Origin of the sequence: Chimaeribacter arupi (genome assembly GCF_002858805.1) — a bacterium.
In the GTDB taxonomy this organism is placed as follows: domain Bacteria; phylum Pseudomonadota; class Gammaproteobacteria; order Enterobacterales; family Enterobacteriaceae; genus Chimaeribacter; species Chimaeribacter arupi.
Genome location: NZ_PJZI01000012.1, coordinates 87,615 through 104,315 on the forward strand (window position 1 = coordinate 87,615; position 16,701 = coordinate 104,315).

Sequence of the window (16,701 nt, forward strand, 5' to 3'; positions counted from 1 at the left end):
GAGCGACATCATAAAACATCGCCCGGTGCGCCGGGAACAGCCACCGGCGCACCGCGTGAAAAATAGCGCGATCAGACTTCCGCCAGCCGCGTCATCCACGGGTAGTGGCCCACCGGCGGCCAGCCGTTGAGGTAACGGCGCAACATGTCCATCGCCACCATGGCGATGGTTTCCTGTTGCAGCACCGTGCTGTGGTGTTTCGCGCTGTAGCGCAGGGTCTGGCCGCGGGTGCCGGCCGGGGTATGCAGCGCCAGGCTGATTTCGCCCTCACGCAGTGAGCCGACCGCCAGCGCCAGCGGTGCGCCCTGCTGCTCAGCCAAATCCTGCGCACGGCCCAGCAGCGCGTCCAGGGTGTCATCACTTTCCGGCAACACCTCACCGGCCGCCAGCGGCACCCCGCCGCCCTGTAGCCGCCAGCTGATAAGCCCGGCGGTAAACTGCTCACTCAGCGACACACGCAGCGCCTGGGTCAGCATCTGTTCAGCCAGCCGTGACGGCAGGCCGCCGGTGCCCTCAAACAGCGTGCTTTCGCCCGCGACTTCCCGCACCCGCTCCCACGCCTGGTGCATCGCGGCCTGCTGCGCGCGCGGGCCGGTGAGCTTCAGCTCAATAATCGGGGCGGAGGAGCGGTAACCCATCACCACGCCTTCCGGCAGCGCCAGGCCGTCCAGCTCGGAAGCCAGATCGCTTTCGCCGCGGCCAAAGGTGGTCAGGCGCAGGCAGAGCGGCGGCTCGGCCTGCGGGAACTGTTGCCGCAGGCGCGGCACAATCTGCTGCTGCACCATCACCTTGAATTCGGACGGCACGCCCGGCGTAAAGAACAGCCAACAGCGGTTCAGGCGCAGGCTGAAACCACAGGCGGTGCCGACCGGGTTGTCCAGCATCTCAGCCGTGGCCGGGATCAGCGCCTGTTTACGGTTCGCCGGGGCCATCTCCCGGCCGCGCCCGGCAAAAAATGCCTCCATACGTGCGATCCAACCGGCATGTTCCACCAGCTCCACCCCGGCCGTCGTGGCTGCTGCCAGCGCGCTTAAATCGTCACTGGTCGGCCCCAGCCCGCCGTTCACAATCAACACATCGGCAATCTGGCTGCGCTCCTGCAACACCGCCACCAGCGCCGACAGCTCATCGCCTACCGTTTCACGGCTGGTGAGCGGGAATCCTTCGTTAAACAGGGTATCCGCCAGCCAGGCGGCATTGGTGTCGGTGATCTGGCCGTGCAGCACTTCATCACCGGTACTGAGCATCTCAACCCTAAGCATCTCTCTCTCCTGCGCATTAATATGCTTTACAGAGTAGGAAGCCCGCGCGGTGATTACAATCCACCGGGGATAAATAGGCACAGAAACAGAACAGGCCGGGACATGCCCGGCCTGTTTTTCACGGCATGGATCAGAAGTTCAGGCTGGCACCGATGTAGGGGCCGTCTGCCACCACGTTGTCGCGGTGATCATCCTTGCCGGACATCGCCATGTAACGGTAGCCGAGATCCACCGAAAGCAGCGGGATGACGTTCAGCCGCAGCCCGGCGTTGGCCTCGGTGTAATCATTGATGCCGCTGGAGAGGGAATCCGGCGAGAAGTAGCCGTCGCCATACAGCGCAAAGTAGCGCCCCAGCGGCAGTTCCAGCCCGCCGCCCACCGCCAGTGCATAGCCTTCCTCGCCATCTTTCGGCCCCATGTAGAGCGCCTTGCCGCCCAGCGTGCCCATAAACGGCCCCAGCGGCAGGTTGAAGCCCAGCCCCAGCCCGGCGATGTCGCCGTCATTGTCGCTGTGTGCCCAGTTCAGGGTGGTGACCAGCCCCGGTGACGACGTGCCGAAACCCACGCCGAGGTTGGTGTAATGCTGGCCCGCCTGGCCGCTGACGCTGACTGCCTGGGCCGCGCCGGCACTGAGTAACAGCGCGGCGGCCAGGGCACTTTTCATTTTTTTCATCATTCATTCCTGTGAGTAGTAAAACAAAGCGCATTCCCGGCGCAGAGTGTAAACCCGCTCTCCCCTCAATCCCGTGTTCTAACGCATAAAAGCGGCAGGTAACCCTCCCTTATTCCCCACAGAGTATGTGGCCGTAAACCACTGAATAAATAACCAATAGTAACGATAACCGAGGCCGATTTGCCGCAGATCAACACCCGCGGGAAGATAGGCGCGCAAAGTGACCAGGCGATCACGGCGCATGGCACATTTTTCACACCGCCTCTGATCTTCCCCTTTCCGGCAGCGTGTTGCCGGCATAAAAAAAGCAGGTAGAGAACATGACAAAAAAATTTATGACTACAGCAGCAGGTGCACCGGTTGTCAGCAATAACAATGTGATGACTGCCGGCCGCCGCGGGCCGATGCTGCTCCAGGATGTCTGGTTCCTGGAGAAGCTGGCGCATTTTGACCGTGAGGTCATCCCTGAGCGCCGGATGCACGCCAAAGGCTCCGCCGCCTATGGCCGTTTCACCGTGACCCATGACATCACCCGCTACACCCGTGCCAAACTGTTTGCGGAGATTGGCAAGCAGACCGAGATGTTTGTGCGCTTCTCTACCGTGGCCGGGGAGCGCGGCGGTGCCGATGCCGAACGCGACATCCGCGGCTTCTCGATGCGTTTCTACACTGAAGAGGGCAACTGGGATCTGGTCGGCAACGACACACCGGTGTTCTACCTGCGCGACCCGCTGAAATTCCCTGACCTGAACCACGTGGTGAAACGTGACCCGCGCACCAACCTGCGCAACCCGGTCTACAAATGGGATTTCTTCTCGCACCTGCCGGAAGCGCTGCACCAGCTGACCATCGACTTCAGCGACCGCGGCCTGCCGCGCTCCTACCGCCATATGCACGGTTTCGGCAGCCACACCTTCAGCTTTATCAACCATGACAACGAACGGTTCTGGGTGAAATTCCACTTCCGCACCCAACAGGGGATTGAGAACCTGATGGATGACGAAGCCGCTGAACTGATCGGCCGTGACCGCGAAAGCTCGCAGCGTGACCTGTTCGAGGCGGTGGAAAGCGGCAACTTCCCGCGCTGGACAATGTTTGTGCAGATTATGCCGGAGAAAGAGGCCTCTGCGGTGCCGTATAACCCGTTTGACCTGACCAAGGTGTGGCCGCACGCCGACTACCCGCTGATCGAGGTCGGGGAGTTCGAACTGAACCGCAACCCGGACAACTACTTTGCCGAAGTGGAACAGGTGGCGATGACCCCAGCCAACGTGGTGCCGGGCATCGGCTTCTCGCCGGACCGCATGTTGCAGGGGCGGTTGTTCTCCTACGGTGATGCGCACCGCTACCGCCTGGGGGTAAACCACCACCAGATCCCGGTGAACCAGCCGCGCTGCCCGTTCCATAACACCCACCGTGACGGCGCAATGCGCGTGGACGGCAACGGCGGCAACAACGGCCCGACCTATGAGCCGAACAGCTTCGGCCTGTTCCAGGAGCAACCGGACTACAGCGAGCCACCGCTCTCCCTGGAGGGCGCGGCTGACCACTGGAACCACCGCGAAGATGACGACTACTACAGCCAGCCGCGCGCGCTCTATAACCTGCTGAGCGACGAGGAGCACCAGCGGATGTTTACCCGCATCGCCGGTGAACTGGCGCAGGTGCCGGAGAACATCCGCCAGCGCCAGATCGAGCTGTTCTTCAAGGTGCACCCGGAGTATGGCCAGGGCATCGTGGATGCGCTGAATCTGGTGAGATAAGCCTGCTGACGTGAACAGGGCCGCTAATGCGGCCCTTTTTTATGGCTGCGCGGCCACCCATTGTTGCACCTGATGACGCGGGATTTTAATCCCGCCCTGCTTCAGGCTCGCCGGCAGCGGGTAATAGGCTACCGGCAACTGGAAGCGCGGCACCTGGGGGGCCAGCCAGTGTGCCAGCTGTTCCGGGTGCAGCGCGGCGGCCGTTTCCAGCACCGCGACCGGCCGCTGGCCAAACTGCACATCGTTTACCGGTACCACAAACGCCTGCGTCACCTGCGGATGGCGCGCCAGTACCCGCTCAATCTCCTCCGGCTGAATGCCTTCGCCCCCGCTGAAAAACAGATTATCGAGCCGGCCGAGGATGCGCAGCTCGCCCGCCTCCATCACCCCGCGATCGCGGCTGTGGTACCAGCCCTCACTGTCTGCCAGCGGGTGCAGCACGCCGTCACGCCAGTAGCCCGCCGCCTGCCCCGGCGCACGGATCAGCACTTCCTCATCCACCAGCGAGATCTCACACCCGGCCAGCGGCAGCCCGACACCGGGCCGCGCATCGGCACGTTTGGCGCACACCGTCGAGGCCATCTCCGTCATGCCGTAGCCGCACCAGCAGCGGATGCCCGCCTGCTCCGCCCGGTCTGTCAGTGATGTCGGAATCGCCGCACCGCCCAACAGCACTGCCCGCAACGTTTCCGGCACACGGCCCTGCTCCAGCAGCCGCCAGAGCTGGGTCGGCACCAGCGAGGCGTGGGTACACCCCGCCAGCGCGTCGGCCAGCGGCCACTGCGGCCTGACCGCCAGCGCCGCCCCGGCGCGCAGCCAGCGCCAGACAATGCCCTGGCCGGAGACGTGGAACAGCGGCAGCGAGAGCAGCCAGCAGGCGTCAGCCGGGAAAGGGATCCGCGCCAGCACGCCCGCTGCGCTGGCAAGGTGCGCGGCGAGGCTGTGCGCCGCCGCTTTCGGCAGCCCGCTGGAGCCGGAGGTCAGGGTCAGCGTCGCGAGCCGGGACGGCGAAAACGCCACCGGCGCAACATGGCACGGGGCCGGCGCGTGACGCGGCGGATAGAGCGGCGGCACCGGGGTGGTGACCGGCGCGGCGTGCTCGCGCAGAAACGCCAGCGTCAGGCCGGGCAGTAACTGCGCCAGCAGCGCCGCCGGGAGTTGTGGGTTCAGTACCAGCACCCGCGCGCCGCACTGGATCAGCGCCAGATAATCGAGCAGCAGCGCAAGGCTGTTTTTGCCGCGCAGCGCCACGCCGCTCCCCTCCAGCACCCCCTGCGCCTGATAGCCCGCCGCACGCCGGTCCAGTTCGGCGGCGAGTTGCCGCCAGTTATAGGGTTCGCTTTCCCCGTGCAACGCCGGCTGTTCGGGCCGCAGCCGCGCCCAGTGCTGCCACGGCCACGTCGTCAGCATGACCAGACCTCCTGAAGATCGGCAGCAGGCCGCAGCGGCAGCGTACTGCCCGGCCACGGGCGCACCAGTTGCGCCGCCATCAGGGAGAGCGTATCCAGCCCCGGCGTGCTGCCGGGCGTCAGCCAGGCGGCCAGCCGCGCCAGTTGCGTCAGCCCCAGGCTGCTCTCCACCGATGAGCTGATCACCACCGCCAGCCCGGCCGCCTGTGCCTCTGTGATGCGCGCCTGCACCTGCGCCAGGCTGCCCATCAGCATGGGTTTTATCACCAGCGCTGCCAGGCCGGGTTCGGCCTGCACCTGAAACCCGCTGTCACGCACGGTTTCATCCCAGGCGAGCGGGATGCCGCTCTCCTGGGCAAACGCGCGCGATGCCTGCGGCGTGCGGCACGGTTCTTCCAGAAACGCGATACGCGCACGCAGCGCCGGGGCGACATAGCGGGCGAACTGGCGCGCTTTTTCCGGCGTCCAGCTCCGGTTGGCATCCAGCCGCAGGCGCAGATCCGGCAGGGCTTCCAGCAGCAGCGTCACTAACATGCCGTCACGCACGGCCTCATACAGCCCGACTTTCATCTTCGCCAGCCGCTGTCCCGCCAGCCGGGTAAAGAGCGCATCCGGGTCGCCGTGGCATAACGGCACCGTGGTGAACTCCGCGGCATCCGGCAATGCGCCGGTGAGTTCAGCCAGCGCGATGCTCAGCCCCCAGTCCACGGACGGCAGCCCGCTCTGTGCGGGTGCCCCGCCCGCCCGCCAGGCCGCCAGCCCGGTTTGCGCGGCGGCCTGCGCCTCTGCCAGGGTTTCCTGGCTGAAGCCCGGCAGCGGGGCCACTTCGCCCCAGCCCACGGCCGTGCCGTGGCACAGCTGCACCAGCAGCCCCTCGCGTTCAGTGACGCGCCGGTCACGCAGCACGGTGCCCGGCACCAGCGGCAGCCGGTAACGGTAAAGGGTCGCGCGGCGCATCAGGGATTCCGGGTAAATTTGCTGAAATCCGGCGCGCGTTTCTGGTTGAAGGCGTTGCGCCCCTCCTGCCCCTCTTCCGTCATGTAGAACAGCATGGTGGCGTTGCCCGCCAGCTCCTGCAACCCGGCCTGCCCGTCACAGTCGGCATTCAGCGCCGCCTTCAGGCAGCGCAACGCCATCGGGCTGTTTTGCAGCATCTCCCGGCACCAGCGCACGGTTTCGCGCTCCAGCCTCGCCAGCGGCACCACATGGTTCACCAGCCCCATCTCCAGCGCCTCAGCTGCGCCATACTGGCGGCAGAGGAACCAGATTTCACGCGCCTTTTTCTGCCCGACGATGCGCGCCATATAGGAAGCCCCCCAGCCGCCGTCAAACGAGCCAACCTTCGGCCCGGTCTGGCCGAATACGGCATTCTCCGCCGCCAGCGTCAGGTCACACATCATGTGCAGCACATGGCCGCCGCCAATCGCGTAGCCCGCCACCATCGCCACCACCGGTTTCGGGCAGGTGCGGATCTGGCGCTGGAAATCGAGCACATTCAGGTGATGCGTACCGGCTTCATCGCGGTAACCGCCGTAGTCGCCGCGCACTTTCTGGTCGCCCCCGGCGCAGAACGCTTTTTCGCCTTCACCGGTCAGAATGATCGCGCCGATGCCCTCATCATGGCGCGCATCATCCAGCGCCCGCATCATCTCTTTTACCGTTTGCGGGCGGAACGCGTTGCGCACCTGCGGGCGGTTAATGGTGATTTTCGCGATGCCGTCAGCGGTTTTGTGGTAACGGATATCGTCAAAACCGGCGCTGCAATCCCGCCAGTCAACCGGGGCATACAGGGCATGTTCATCTACAGGGATCATATTTATTCCTTGGTTAACAGCGGATAAGGGACAACAGACGGTGGGCGAAGTCATCGGGGTGCGCATGATGCACATTGTGCCCGCCCGGCAGCAGCGACAGCGGCAGCCCGCGCGCCTCAGCCAGCGCACGGAAGCGGGCATCCTGCTCACCGCACAGGCAATAAAAGGGGTGGCGCAACCGCCGCAATGCGGCATCGAATGGCGGCTGGTGGCCAAGCGAGGTGGCCAGCAGCATCTGGGCGATCCCGGCCGGTTGATTGTGGCTGCGCAGGCCAATCAACCCCTGCCGCTGGGGGTCGGTCAATTCCGCAAACAGCGGCTGGCGATACCAGGCATCCAGCACCTGCGGCAGCGGCTGCTGCAGGAAACGCTGCGCCCAGCGGCGATCGCTCTCCAGCCGCGCCAGCCGCTCTGCCGGATGCAGCAAGCCGGGGTGGCTGCCCTCCACCACCAGCCCACACAGCCCGACAGGCTGCCGGGCGGCGTGGTACATCGCCACGCGGCCGCCCAGCGAGTAGCCAACCAGCCAATAGCGCTCAATGTTCTGCTGACGCAACACCGCGGTTAACTGGTTGTCCAGCGCGGCAAAGCCGGAGGGGCTGACGGCGGCGGACGCCCCGTGCCCCGGCAAATCCACCGTCAGGCAGGGCCAGTCACCGCACCGGGCCAGCACCGGCTGCCATTCGCTGCCGCGACCCAGCAACCCGTGCAGGAACACCAGCCACGGACGGCGTTGAACGCCGGAATGCGCGGGATACGCGCGACAGGCCAGGCTCATGTCGCACCTGCCTGTTGCAGGCGCTGCAACATCTCTGCCCCGGCATCCGGCGCGGTACAGACTTCAATCAGGGTGGTGCCCTGCCAGCACCACGCCTCCTGCACCGCCGCCTCCAGTTCATGCCACTCTGCCGGGCAGGCATAACGCAGGCCAAACATCGCGGCCGCCGGTTTAAACGAAACCTGCTGCGGCATACAGTAGAACTGCTCGCGCACCGCTTCCGGCGTCGGCAGCAAGGAGAAGATGCGCCCGCCATTATTGTTGACCAGCAGGATCACCAGCGGGGCGGGCGTATAGCGCAGCAGCGCCAGCGCGTTCAGGTCATACAGGGCGGAGAGGTCGCCCAGCAACAGCAGCGTCGGTTTACCGGTGGCCCGCTGCACCCCGGCCGCGGTGGAGATCAGGCCGTCAATGCCGCTCGCCCCCCGGTTGCCGGACACCGGATACCCGGCGGGCAGTTGCGCCAGCGCATCCACCAGCCGCACGATCAGGCTGTTGCCGATAAAAAGTTGCCCGTTCGCCGGCAGCAGTGCCGGCAGCCGGTGCGCCAGCATCGCCTCGCCGAAGGACGTGACCTCACGCGCCACCCGTTGTTGTGCCTGCGCGGCGCAGGCGGCCAGCGCCGGTGCCCAGGGTTGGCGCGCCAGCGGCGGATGCTGCGCCAGCCACGCCATGACCGGGGCCACCATACGGCGGCCCCGGTGGTGCGCCGGGTCACGCCGCCCCGGCTGCGCCTCAATCAGCCACCAGTGCGGCGGCCGGGCGGTGGCCTGCCATTGCAGCAGCCGTTTGCCGGTCAGGCTGCTGCCGAACTGCACCACCAGCTCCGCTTCGGCCAGCGTGGCCTGGGCTTCCGGCGTCGCGAGCCACAGTTCCGCGCAGGGCAACGGCTGGCCGGTTTGCGACTGCACATCCGCCAGCAGCGGCCAGCCCAGCGCCGCCGCCCAGCGCGCCACGGCCTCACCTTCCGGCGCGCTCAGCCGCCCCGCCAGCACCACGCCGCGCGTCTGCCGCCAGTGTGGCCAGTCAGGCTCAGGCGTTACCCGGCTCTGCGCCGGCTGGTTCAGCCAGGGCTCATGCCCGTGCCACCAGTCGCCCAGCGCCGCGGACCACGCCTGATGCGCGCCGTCGTCTTCGCCATACAGCGGCTCAGCAAACGGGCAATTCAGGTGCAGCGCGCCGCCTGAAAGCGAGGAGATCGCATTATCCAGCGCCGACACCAGCCAGGCGGCCGGGATAGCCGGTGTGGGGCGCGGCAGGTTAAGCACGGCCGCCGGGTGCGCGCCGAACATGCCCTCCTGCCGGATCGCCTGGTTTGCGCCGCACGCCCACAGCTCCGGCGGGCGATCCGCCGTCAGCATCACCAGCCGCTCGCCGCTCAGCCCGGCCTCAATCAACGCCGGGTAGAGGTTGGCGGCCGCGGTGCCGGACGTGACGATCACAGCCACCGGCTGCCCGCTGCCTTTCGCCAGCCCCAGGGCCAGATGCCCCAGCCCGCGCTCATCAAAATGGGTGTGGCACTGCAACCGGGGGTGGGCCGCTGCCGCCAGGGTTAATGGGGTAGAACGCGATCCGGGCGCAATACAGACATGCTGGATATGATGGCGGCTCAGCGCCTCAAGGATTAACGTCGCCCAGCGGCGATTAAATTCACTGGTTAACATCTGAAGCCTATGCAACGTGCGGAGAAGAGGGGCAGTTATGCACGGCAACCGGGGCCGTGCGGGGGGAGTATATTTTTTTTCAATGGATCGATTATTGATTTGAACCGGGTAAAGCAGCTATTGGACGGCGGGCGTATGTAACAAGGTGCGCAGCCCGGCGGCCTTGTTCTCAATCTCCTGCCACTCCTGCGCCGGGTCAGACCCGGCCACGATGCCCGCCCCGGCATAGAGGTGCACCTGGTTTCCCTCCAGCAACGCTGAACGCAGTGACACCGCAAATTCTGACTGGCCGCGGGAGAGGTAACCTGCCGACCCGGCATACCAGTGGCGGGCAAACGGCTCATGGCTGAGGATAAACCGCCTTGCAGGCCGGCGCGGCAACCCGGCCACCGCCGCCGTGGGTTGCAGCCGCGCCAGGCAGAGGGCGTCATTGGCGGCACGCAACTGGCCGTGGATGCTGCGCCGCAGATGCTGCACGTTGCGCAGGCGGACAATCTCCGGCGGCATCACATCCAGCCCGTGCGCTTCATCCTGCAACTGGCGGCAGATGTCATCCACTACCAGCCAGTTTTCACGCTGGTTTTTCTCACTCTTCATCAACCAGGCGGCCAGTGCCGCGGCCTGGCTGTCGTCGTCACTGCCTGCCACCGTCCCGGCCAGCGCCTCGGTGGTGAGCTGATCCCCCTGCCGCAGGAACAGCCGTTCCGGGCTGGCGCTGAGAAACGCCATCGTGGGCGAGAACGCCATCAGAAAATGGTAACAGTGATGATTAACCTGCCGGCTGGCCGCCAGCATCCGCCAGGCATCCACCGGCTGGCTGAAAGTCAGCACGGTTTTGCGCGCCAGCACCACTTTTTCCATCACACCGTCGGCGATCTCTGCCAGGGCGCGCCGCAGCATCGCTTCCCACCCCGCTTCGTCCGGTTGGTGGCAGGCATGGGTAAGCGTCAGATTCAGCGGTGACAGCATGGCTACCGGTTGGAGTTGTTGCAGGAACGCCGCGGCGCGTGTCAGATCGCCCTGTAAGGCGTGCGGATCGGCCAGGTTGAGGGTCAGCGTCAGGGTGTTGGCCTGCTGATGCAAGGTCAGGCGCGGAACAAACAAGCAGGCCTGTTGCGCCCCGCCCGGTTGGGGCACCGCCTCAAAAGCATTCAGGCCCCAGACGCGCAGCCGCTCTGCCCCTTCCACATGATGTTGTAAGAACTGCCCCGCCTGTGCCGGGTCGTCAAACTGCGCGACCTGACCACACACCGCCACCGTTTCGGTGCCGTCACGCGGTTGCCAGTAGAATTTCGGGAAGTGCGGCTGGGCCGCCAGCCAGCCCAGCAACGGCAGATCCTGCGGGCTGTAAAAGGTCAGCACCAATTGCCTGACGCCGGTTGCGCGGCACAGCGCCTCATCCTGTAAAGCCTGTTCAAGCGCCGCCATGATCTGTTGGAGACATCCGGGAAGTATCGTCACCGCAACCTCAATAACCAAAGAGAAAGTAGGGGATTATACGTGGCCTGCGGGAGAAAAAAACTGTCTGTCACCGGCGGCGGCGCAACAAAAAAGGGTGCACCTGAGTGCACCCTGTCAGTCACCGGACTGCCTGTCGCTGGCGGCCCTGCTGCACCTGTTATTAACGTGATACCTGTCAATAACAAGGCCTGGCCTGTTAACGACGCATCAGCAGGCCCAGGATCATCCCGGCCGCTGCGCCCATCCCGACTGCATGCCACGGTTTGTCATGCACGTAGCTGTCGGCAGTACAGGCAGCCTGCTTGGCTTTGTAGTAGTAGGCATCTGACTTTTCGCTCAGGCGCTTTTTCACCTGATGCAGCGCTTCTTCCGCGCGATGTTTGATCTCAATGTATTTCTGATCAGACTTATCGCCGGAGGAGGCCAGTACCTCTTCCAGGGTTTCTGACAGCATTTTCAGATCATCATCCAGGGAGCTTTTGGAGTCTTCCTGGAACTCAGCCTTTTTTGGCTGCGGATTTTGTTTCGGCTGTTTTGGCTGTTGTGGTTCCGTAGTATCTACCATGCGTGTCTCCTTGGTTTTTGTAGGACTGGTCTATTAAACATAGTCACTTTTTCACCATTTTGCAGAACGCGGCCGTCTGTTTTTGTGAGGAGTCAGCAGTTTAAGAACCTTCTTACACCGCGGCGTGGCCTGACGAAAGCCCGCCCGCGACAACCTTAGCGGGATTTGGTGACCGGTTGTCGGCCGGCTTTACCTGTCTTCGACCGGGCGGCCAGCCACAGCCCGCTGTTTTTCATCGCGTAGCCAAACACCAGCCCGACCAGCAGTGAAGGCAGCACCAGCCGCCAGTTGCCCTGGGCGGCAAACATGGCGCAGGCACCGATAAAGGTGCCCGGCACAAAGGCAAGCCAGCGGTTCGCCGCCTGCACACACATGAGAAACGACACCACGCCGGTCATCAGGTAGCCGAGCATCGTCCATTCCGGTTGCAGTGCCGTGCCGTCCATAATGACCTGTGCCCAGAATACGCCGCTGAGGGTGGTCAGCCCGGCAATCGCCAGCCCGCGCAGGCCGCCCTGCGGGCAGGCAAAATAGGCGGTACAGCCGAGAAACCCGGCCCAGCCCAATAACCCGAGGCTGACTGCCACCCAGGCCCACAGGCCGGAAAGCAGGCCGGTGGTCAGTGCAAGAGAGAGAAGTACGTTCATCAGTGACCTGCCGCAGAGAAAAGCGCGCAGTGTACGCGAGTGCTAAAAAATAAACGCGATCTCCATCACTTTTTATACTAAAAAAAATGTAGCTTGCATGAAAAAATGTGATCTACATCACTCTACCCAGTGCCGCGTTCAGCCGATGATCCGTTCATTCTGTGCGGCATCGTGCCATTGTTTAAATTCGGTCAGCAACAGGTCATATAAACGATCGTCTTTCATCGCAGCAAAATCGTCGATGGCGAAAAAGTGGGTATTATCCAGCCGCCGATCGGTAAAGGTATCCAGCTTTTCCAGCACGCCGTAATTCGTTCCGCCCAGCCCGACGAATTTCCAGAATATCGGGTAATTGGCTGACCGCTGGATCGCCTGCTTGATTTCCCGGGTCTTGCTGATGCCGCCATCAGTAATAAACACTACAAACACCGGTAATTCGCTGCGTTTAAACGTGTCGGTAATCTCTTCCATCACCGGCGGCTCGTTATTGGTGCCGCCCAGGCCGGGCAGGTTTTCCCAGGCCGCGCGCTTCGCCGTGCCCTGAATCTCCAGAATATACTCATCAAGATTAGCCAGTGTCACATCCGGGTATTTCCGGTGCCGCTCGGCAAAGCCCCAGAGGTCCATTGCGCCATCGTCATCAAATTGCACCGCCAGCACGGCAATGCGGTCAAGCACTGCCTGTACATTCCCTTTGCTGAACTGCCCTTTCATCGATCCTGAGGCATCCAGCACAAACGCCACTTTGGCCCGGATGTCATGTAACTGATATTTCTTCAGGCTGATCGTAGCCTCTTTTGCCAGGCTGACCAGCCGGGGTGCCTGCGCCTGTAGCTTTTTCTCCAGGCTGACCGTCCTGGCCGGGGGCTGAACCACGGGTGCCGCGGGTTCAACCTCAACGCCATAATGCACCGCCAGTGGCTCCAGCCCGCCATTAAAGCCCTGCCCCAACGCCCGGAGTTTCCAGTTTCCTGCATGGCGGTAAATTTCCGCCATAATCAGCGCCTTTTCAGTGCGCCCGGCGGTCGCCACCCCGAACTGCGCAATATGCTCCGCCATCAGGGTCACCTGCTGGAGTTGCGCAAGGGTGTCCGGCCCGTCGATCACCAGCGTGATGGCTATTTTGCTGATGTCAGCCGGCACCTTTGCCAGATCCAGCGTGATGCGGCTGTTCCGGGGCGCCGTGTCCAGCCGCAAACTGCCGTCCGCTGCGGCTGGGTGGTTAAAGAAGTAGAAGTCATCGTCGCCCCTGACGCGGCCGTCTGCGGTAAGCAAAAACGCCGAGGTATCCACTTCACTGGTGAACGCCGCAGTCGTGGGGTAAGCAAGGGTTAACTGGAGTGATGTGTGGGGTAAAACGATATTCTGGCCGGCCTGAAGATGCATAACTGCCTCCTTTAAAGAAAAATGTCCGGTCAATGCACCGGGAAATAACACCGGTACTACTGTAAAGCAGTGATCAGGCATTAACGTTTAATCACTCATAAATCATGAGTTAAAACGCCGCCGGCCCCTGCCCTGCGCCATAAAAAAAGCCGCCCGGAGGCGGCTCTGTTTTCTCGCGTTATTTACAGCAACGGCTGCGCGGCCTGCACCAGCGAAATCAGCGGTTGCGGGAAGATCCCGAGCAGCAGCACCAGAATGGCGGAGATCAGCACCACCACCCCACCGGCGGTAAACGCCCAGTTGGTTGGCGTGTCGCGCTGCAATTCTGCCGGGGCGTTGAGGTAGAGGCTCACCGTCACGCGCAGGTAGTAGTAGAGGCCGATCGCACTGCCCACCACCACTGCGCCGGTCAGCCACCACAGGTGCGCGCTGACACCCATCGCAATCACGAAGAATTTCCCGATGAAGCCCAGCGTGACCGGAATACCTGCCAGCGACAGCATCATCACCGTCATCACCGCAGAAAGGATCGGCTTATGCCAGAACAGCCCGCGGTAAGAGAACAGGGATTCCGCATCCGGCCCGGTGTACGGGCTGGACATCAGGCTGACCACCCCAAAGGCACCCAGGCTGCTGAACAGGTAACCCGCCAGATAGACACCGACAGTTTCCATCGCCAGTTGGTGCGTCTGCACGGCAATCAACGCCACCAGCAGATAGCCCAGATGGGCGATGGAGGAGTAGCCGAGCAGACGTTTGATGTTGCTCTGGCTGACCGCCATGATGTTACCGAACAGGATCGAGCAGACGGCGATAATCGCCAGCACAGTACGCACGGCTTCGCTGTCAGTGACCGGCGCATACAGGAACAGGCGCATCACCACCGCGAAGATCGCGATCTTGCTGGCGGTGGCCAGGAAGGTCGAGACCGGGGCCGGCGCGCCCTGGTAGACATCCGGCGTCCAGAGCTGGAACGGCACCAGCGAGAGTTTGAAGCCGAGGCCGACAATCATCATGCCCAGGCCTGCCAGCAGCAGCGGCTGGTGCAGCATACTGTCACTGATGCTCTTGCCGAGGCCGACGAACGACAGATCGCCGGAATCGGCATAGAGCAGCGCCATCCCAAACAGCAGGAAAGAGGAGGCCGCCGCTGACAGCAGCATGTACTTGATGCTGGCCTCCAGCGAGCGTTTCTGCCGGTAGGCATAGCCAATCAGGCCAAACAGCGGCAGCGAAACCAGCTCAATCCCCAGGAACAGCGATGCCAGATGGTTGGCGCTGGCCAACAAAATGCCGCCCATCGCCGCAATCAGCACCAGCAGGTAGAACTCTTCCTTGTTGTCCGGGTAACCCGCCAGCCACGGATAGGCAAAGGTGCAGGTCGCCAGGCTGGCCAACAGCACCAGCCCGGTGTAGAGCATTGCGTAGCCATCCACGCGCAGCAGCGGCGTGACATCCATCGCGCCGTTTTGCCAGACAAAGTAAAGCGACAGCAACGCCAGGTTCAGCCCGATAACCGAGAGAGTCGCGTTGAAAAAGTGGTCGCGTCGCCACGCAATGCACAGCATCACAACCACTACCGTCAATCCGACGATCAATAGTGGCAATAGTGCGATCAGGTGTTGAGGAGTAAATGTCATGGCGAATTACGGCCTTGTTGTTGAAATGGATGGAATCACAGACCCGAACCAGTGCTGCACGTTGCTCATCGCCGCATGGGAGGTGTCCAGGATAGGCTGCGGGTAAACCCCCAGCAGCACCAGCAGTACCACCAGCAACAGAATGATGAACAGCTCACGCAACGACATCCCTGGCAGCGGCTGATCGGATTTCGGCGTACCGAAATAGGCACGCTGCAACATAATCAACGAGTAGACCGAGGCAAACACCAGACCAAAGGTTGAGATCACGGTAATTACCGGCACCACACTGAAACTGCCGAACAGGATCATGAATTCGCCGACGAAGTTACCGGTCCCCGGCATCCCGAGGGTGGCAACCGCAAAGAACATCGACAACGCCGGGATGAACTTGATGCGCCCCCAGAGGCCGCCCATCAGGCGCATATCACGGGTGTGCAGGCGCTCATAGAGCTGGCCGCAGATGATGAACAGACCGGCGGCAGAAAGGCCGTGGGCGATCATCTGAATTACCGCACCCTGATAGGCGAGCTGGCTGCCGGTGAAGATGGCAATCAGCACGAAGCCCATGTGTGACACGCTGGTGTAAGCGATCAGGCGTTTGATGTCCGTCTGGGCAAAGGCCATCCAGGCACCGTAGAAAATGCCGATGACACCAAGCCACATGGCAATCGGCGCAAACTCGGCCGACGCGTGCGGGAACAACGGCAGGCTGAAGCGCAGCAGGCCGTAGGCCGCGGTTTTCAGCAAAATCCCCGCCAGGTCAACGGAACCGGCAGTCGGGGCCTGGCTGTGGGCGTCCGGCAGCCAGCCGTGCAGCGGCACCACCGGCATTTTTACCGCGAAGGCAATGAAGAAGCCCAGCATCAGCAGGTATTCAACGTTGCGCGACATCGGCGTGCTCAGCAGTGCTTCGTAGCTGAACGTCCAGACACCGGTAGCGTTGTAATGCACAAACACCAGCCCGAGGATGGCGATAAGCATCACCAGCCCGCTTGCCTGGGTGTAGATGAAGAACTTGGTCGCCGCCGTGATGCGCGTTTTCCCGTCTGACGCTTTGTGTCCCCACAGCGCAATCAGGAAGTACATCGGCACCAACATCATTTCCCAGAAGAAGAAGAACAGGAACATGTCGATGGCGAGGAACACGCCGATCACGCCGCCCAGGATGAACAGCAGGTTCAGGTGGAAGAAACCCTGATAGCGTTCAATCTCACGCCATGAGCAGAGCACTGCCAGCACGCCGAGCAGGCCGGTGAGCACCACCATCAGCAGCGACAGGCCATCCAGCGCCAGATGGAATTCAATGCCGAAACGTGGGATCCACGGCAGGCGGAATTCAGATTGCCATTGCGGAATGCCCTGCGGCACCAGTAAAGAATAACCCCCCTGCAACCAGAGTTGCAGCGACAGCGCCAGCGTCAGCCCCATGGTGATCAGAGCGATCCAGCGCGGTACCTTGCTACCGAAGCGCTCACACTGCCAACACAGCAGACCGCCGATAAAGGGGATAAGAATTAGCCAAGGTAGTAGCATGGCGTTTGGTGTCCCTTATTTGAATAAACGTGAAACGTGCTGTCCGGCAGGCGGCCAATACCTGGCGCACCTGCCCGCATTGCAATGTTCGACAAACTCTTAT

Annotated in this window: 14 protein-coding genes; 1 reads left to right on the top strand and 13 read right to left on the bottom strand. The window is 62.8% G+C overall.

Going from position 1 to position 16,701, the window contains the following annotated elements; translation table 11 throughout:
* Positions 1–71: 71 nt before the first annotated feature.
* Both CYR52_RS09130 and CYR52_RS09135 read right to left on the bottom strand, forming a co-directional pair.
* Complete coding sequence (locus tag CYR52_RS09130; protein ID WP_101828470.1) at positions 72–1,262, bottom strand: nicotinamide mononucleotide deamidase-related protein YfaY; 1,191 nt, start codon at positions 1,260–1,262, stop codon at positions 72–74.
* 130 nt (positions 1,263–1,392) lie between these two features.
* Entirely contained in the window at positions 1,393–1,938 is a 546-nt protein-coding gene (locus CYR52_RS09135; protein ID WP_241506080.1) for a YfaZ family outer membrane protein, read from the bottom strand.
* Between the two features lie 317 nt (positions 1,939–2,255).
* Between CYR52_RS09135 and katA the strand changes: the two genes are divergently transcribed.
* Complete coding sequence (gene katA, locus CYR52_RS09140; RefSeq protein ID WP_072930498.1) at positions 2,256–3,698, top strand: catalase KatA; 1,443 nt, start codon at positions 2,256–2,258, stop codon at positions 3,696–3,698.
* Positions 3,699–3,737: 39 nt separating this feature from the next.
* Here the strand turns inward: katA and menE are convergent, their stop codons facing one another.
* The 11 genes from menE to nuoM all read right to left on the bottom strand — a co-directional run bounded on the left by menE (position 3,738) and on the right by nuoM (position 16,598).
* Positions 3,738–5,114, bottom strand: coding sequence for an o-succinylbenzoate--CoA ligase (gene menE, locus CYR52_RS09145; protein ID WP_420912793.1), 1,377 nt, complete (start codon positions 5,112–5,114; stop codon positions 3,738–3,740).
* Complete coding sequence (gene menC, locus CYR52_RS09150) at positions 5,102–6,064, bottom strand: o-succinylbenzoate synthase (RefSeq protein WP_101828473.1); 963 nt, start codon at positions 6,062–6,064, stop codon at positions 5,102–5,104. Before menC ends, menE begins: the two co-directional genes overlap by 13 nt.
* On the bottom strand, positions 6,064–6,921 hold the full coding sequence (menB, locus tag CYR52_RS09155) for a 1,4-dihydroxy-2-naphthoyl-CoA synthase (protein WP_072930504.1): 858 nt from the start codon (positions 6,919–6,921) through the stop codon (positions 6,064–6,066). The genes menC and menB overlap by 1 nt, the downstream gene beginning before the upstream one ends.
* Before the next feature lie 13 nt (positions 6,922–6,934).
* Positions 6,935–7,699: a 2-succinyl-6-hydroxy-2,4-cyclohexadiene-1-carboxylate synthase gene (gene menH, locus CYR52_RS09160; RefSeq protein ID WP_101828474.1), complete on the bottom strand. Its 765-nt coding sequence runs from the start codon at positions 7,697–7,699 to the stop codon at positions 6,935–6,937.
* Positions 7,696–9,363, bottom strand: a complete 1,668-nt coding sequence (gene menD, locus CYR52_RS09165) for a 2-succinyl-5-enolpyruvyl-6-hydroxy-3-cyclohexene-1-carboxylic-acid synthase (RefSeq protein ID WP_072930508.1) — start codon at positions 9,361–9,363, stop codon at positions 7,696–7,698. Before menD ends, menH begins: the two co-directional genes overlap by 4 nt.
* 117 nt (positions 9,364–9,480) lie before the next feature.
* Entirely contained in the window at positions 9,481–10,791 is a 1,311-nt protein-coding gene (gene menF, locus CYR52_RS09170) for an isochorismate synthase MenF (protein WP_072930510.1), read from the bottom strand.
* Between the two features lie 229 nt (positions 10,792–11,020).
* Positions 11,021–11,389 (bottom strand): stress response protein ElaB, encoded by a 369-nt coding sequence (gene elaB, locus CYR52_RS09175; protein ID WP_072930512.1) that lies wholly within the window; start codon positions 11,387–11,389, stop codon positions 11,021–11,023.
* 155 nt (positions 11,390–11,544) lie between these two features.
* Complete coding sequence (locus CYR52_RS09180; RefSeq protein ID WP_101828476.1) at positions 11,545–12,036, bottom strand: DUF1097 domain-containing protein; 492 nt, start codon at positions 12,034–12,036, stop codon at positions 11,545–11,547.
* A gap of 138 nt (positions 12,037–12,174) precedes the next feature.
* The gene (locus CYR52_RS09185; protein WP_101828477.1) at positions 12,175–13,422 is read right to left on the bottom strand and encodes a VWA domain-containing protein; all 1,248 of its coding nucleotides are present in this window, start codon (positions 13,420–13,422) and stop codon (positions 12,175–12,177) included.
* Positions 13,423–13,604: 182 nt separating this feature from the next.
* Positions 13,605–15,062: an NADH-quinone oxidoreductase subunit NuoN gene (nuoN, locus tag CYR52_RS09190; protein WP_072930519.1), complete on the bottom strand. Its 1,458-nt coding sequence runs from the start codon at positions 15,060–15,062 to the stop codon at positions 13,605–13,607.
* 6 nt (positions 15,063–15,068) lie between these two features.
* Complete coding sequence (gene nuoM, locus CYR52_RS09195; protein ID WP_072930521.1) at positions 15,069–16,598, bottom strand: NADH-quinone oxidoreductase subunit M; 1,530 nt, start codon at positions 16,596–16,598, stop codon at positions 15,069–15,071.
* Positions 16,599–16,701: the final 103 nt, after the last annotated feature.

What these genes read in the sequence shown, in the direction of transcription:
- katA (WP_072930498.1), top strand. Translation starts at nt 2,256, where the DNA reads ATGACAAAAAAATTTATGACTACAGCAGCAGGTGCACCGGTTGTCAGC.
- CYR52_RS09130 (WP_101828470.1), bottom strand. Translation starts at nt 1,262, where the DNA reads ATGCTTAGGGTTGAGATGCTCAGTACCGGTGATGAAGTGCTGCACGGC.
- elaB (WP_072930512.1), bottom strand. Translation starts at nt 11,389, where the DNA reads ATGGTAGATACTACGGAACCACAACAGCCAAAACAGCCGAAACAAAAT.
- CYR52_RS09185 (WP_101828477.1), bottom strand. Translation starts at nt 13,422, where the DNA reads ATGCATCTTCAGGCCGGCCAGAATATCGTTTTACCCCACACATCACTC.
- menF (WP_072930510.1), bottom strand. Translation starts at nt 10,791, where the DNA reads ATGGCGGCGCTTGAACAGGCTTTACAGGATGAGGCGCTGTGCCGCGCA.
- nuoM (WP_072930521.1), bottom strand. Translation starts at nt 16,598, where the DNA reads ATGCTACTACCTTGGCTAATTCTTATCCCCTTTATCGGCGGTCTGCTG.
- menH (WP_101828474.1), bottom strand. Translation starts at nt 7,699, where the DNA reads ATGAGCCTGGCCTGTCGCGCGTATCCCGCGCATTCCGGCGTTCAACGC.
- CYR52_RS09180 (WP_101828476.1), bottom strand. Translation starts at nt 12,036, where the DNA reads ATGAACGTACTTCTCTCTCTTGCACTGACCACCGGCCTGCTTTCCGGC.
- nuoN (WP_072930519.1), bottom strand. Translation starts at nt 15,062, where the DNA reads ATGACATTTACTCCTCAACACCTGATCGCACTATTGCCACTATTGATC.
- CYR52_RS09135 (WP_241506080.1), bottom strand. Translation starts at nt 1,938, where the DNA reads ATGATGAAAAAAATGAAAAGTGCCCTGGCCGCCGCGCTGTTACTCAGT.
- menC (WP_101828473.1), bottom strand. Translation starts at nt 6,064, where the DNA reads ATGCGCCGCGCGACCCTTTACCGTTACCGGCTGCCGCTGGTGCCGGGC.
- menB (WP_072930504.1), bottom strand. Translation starts at nt 6,921, where the DNA reads ATGATCCCTGTAGATGAACATGCCCTGTATGCCCCGGTTGACTGGCGG.
- menD (WP_072930508.1), bottom strand. Translation starts at nt 9,363, where the DNA reads ATGTTAACCAGTGAATTTAATCGCCGCTGGGCGACGTTAATCCTTGAG.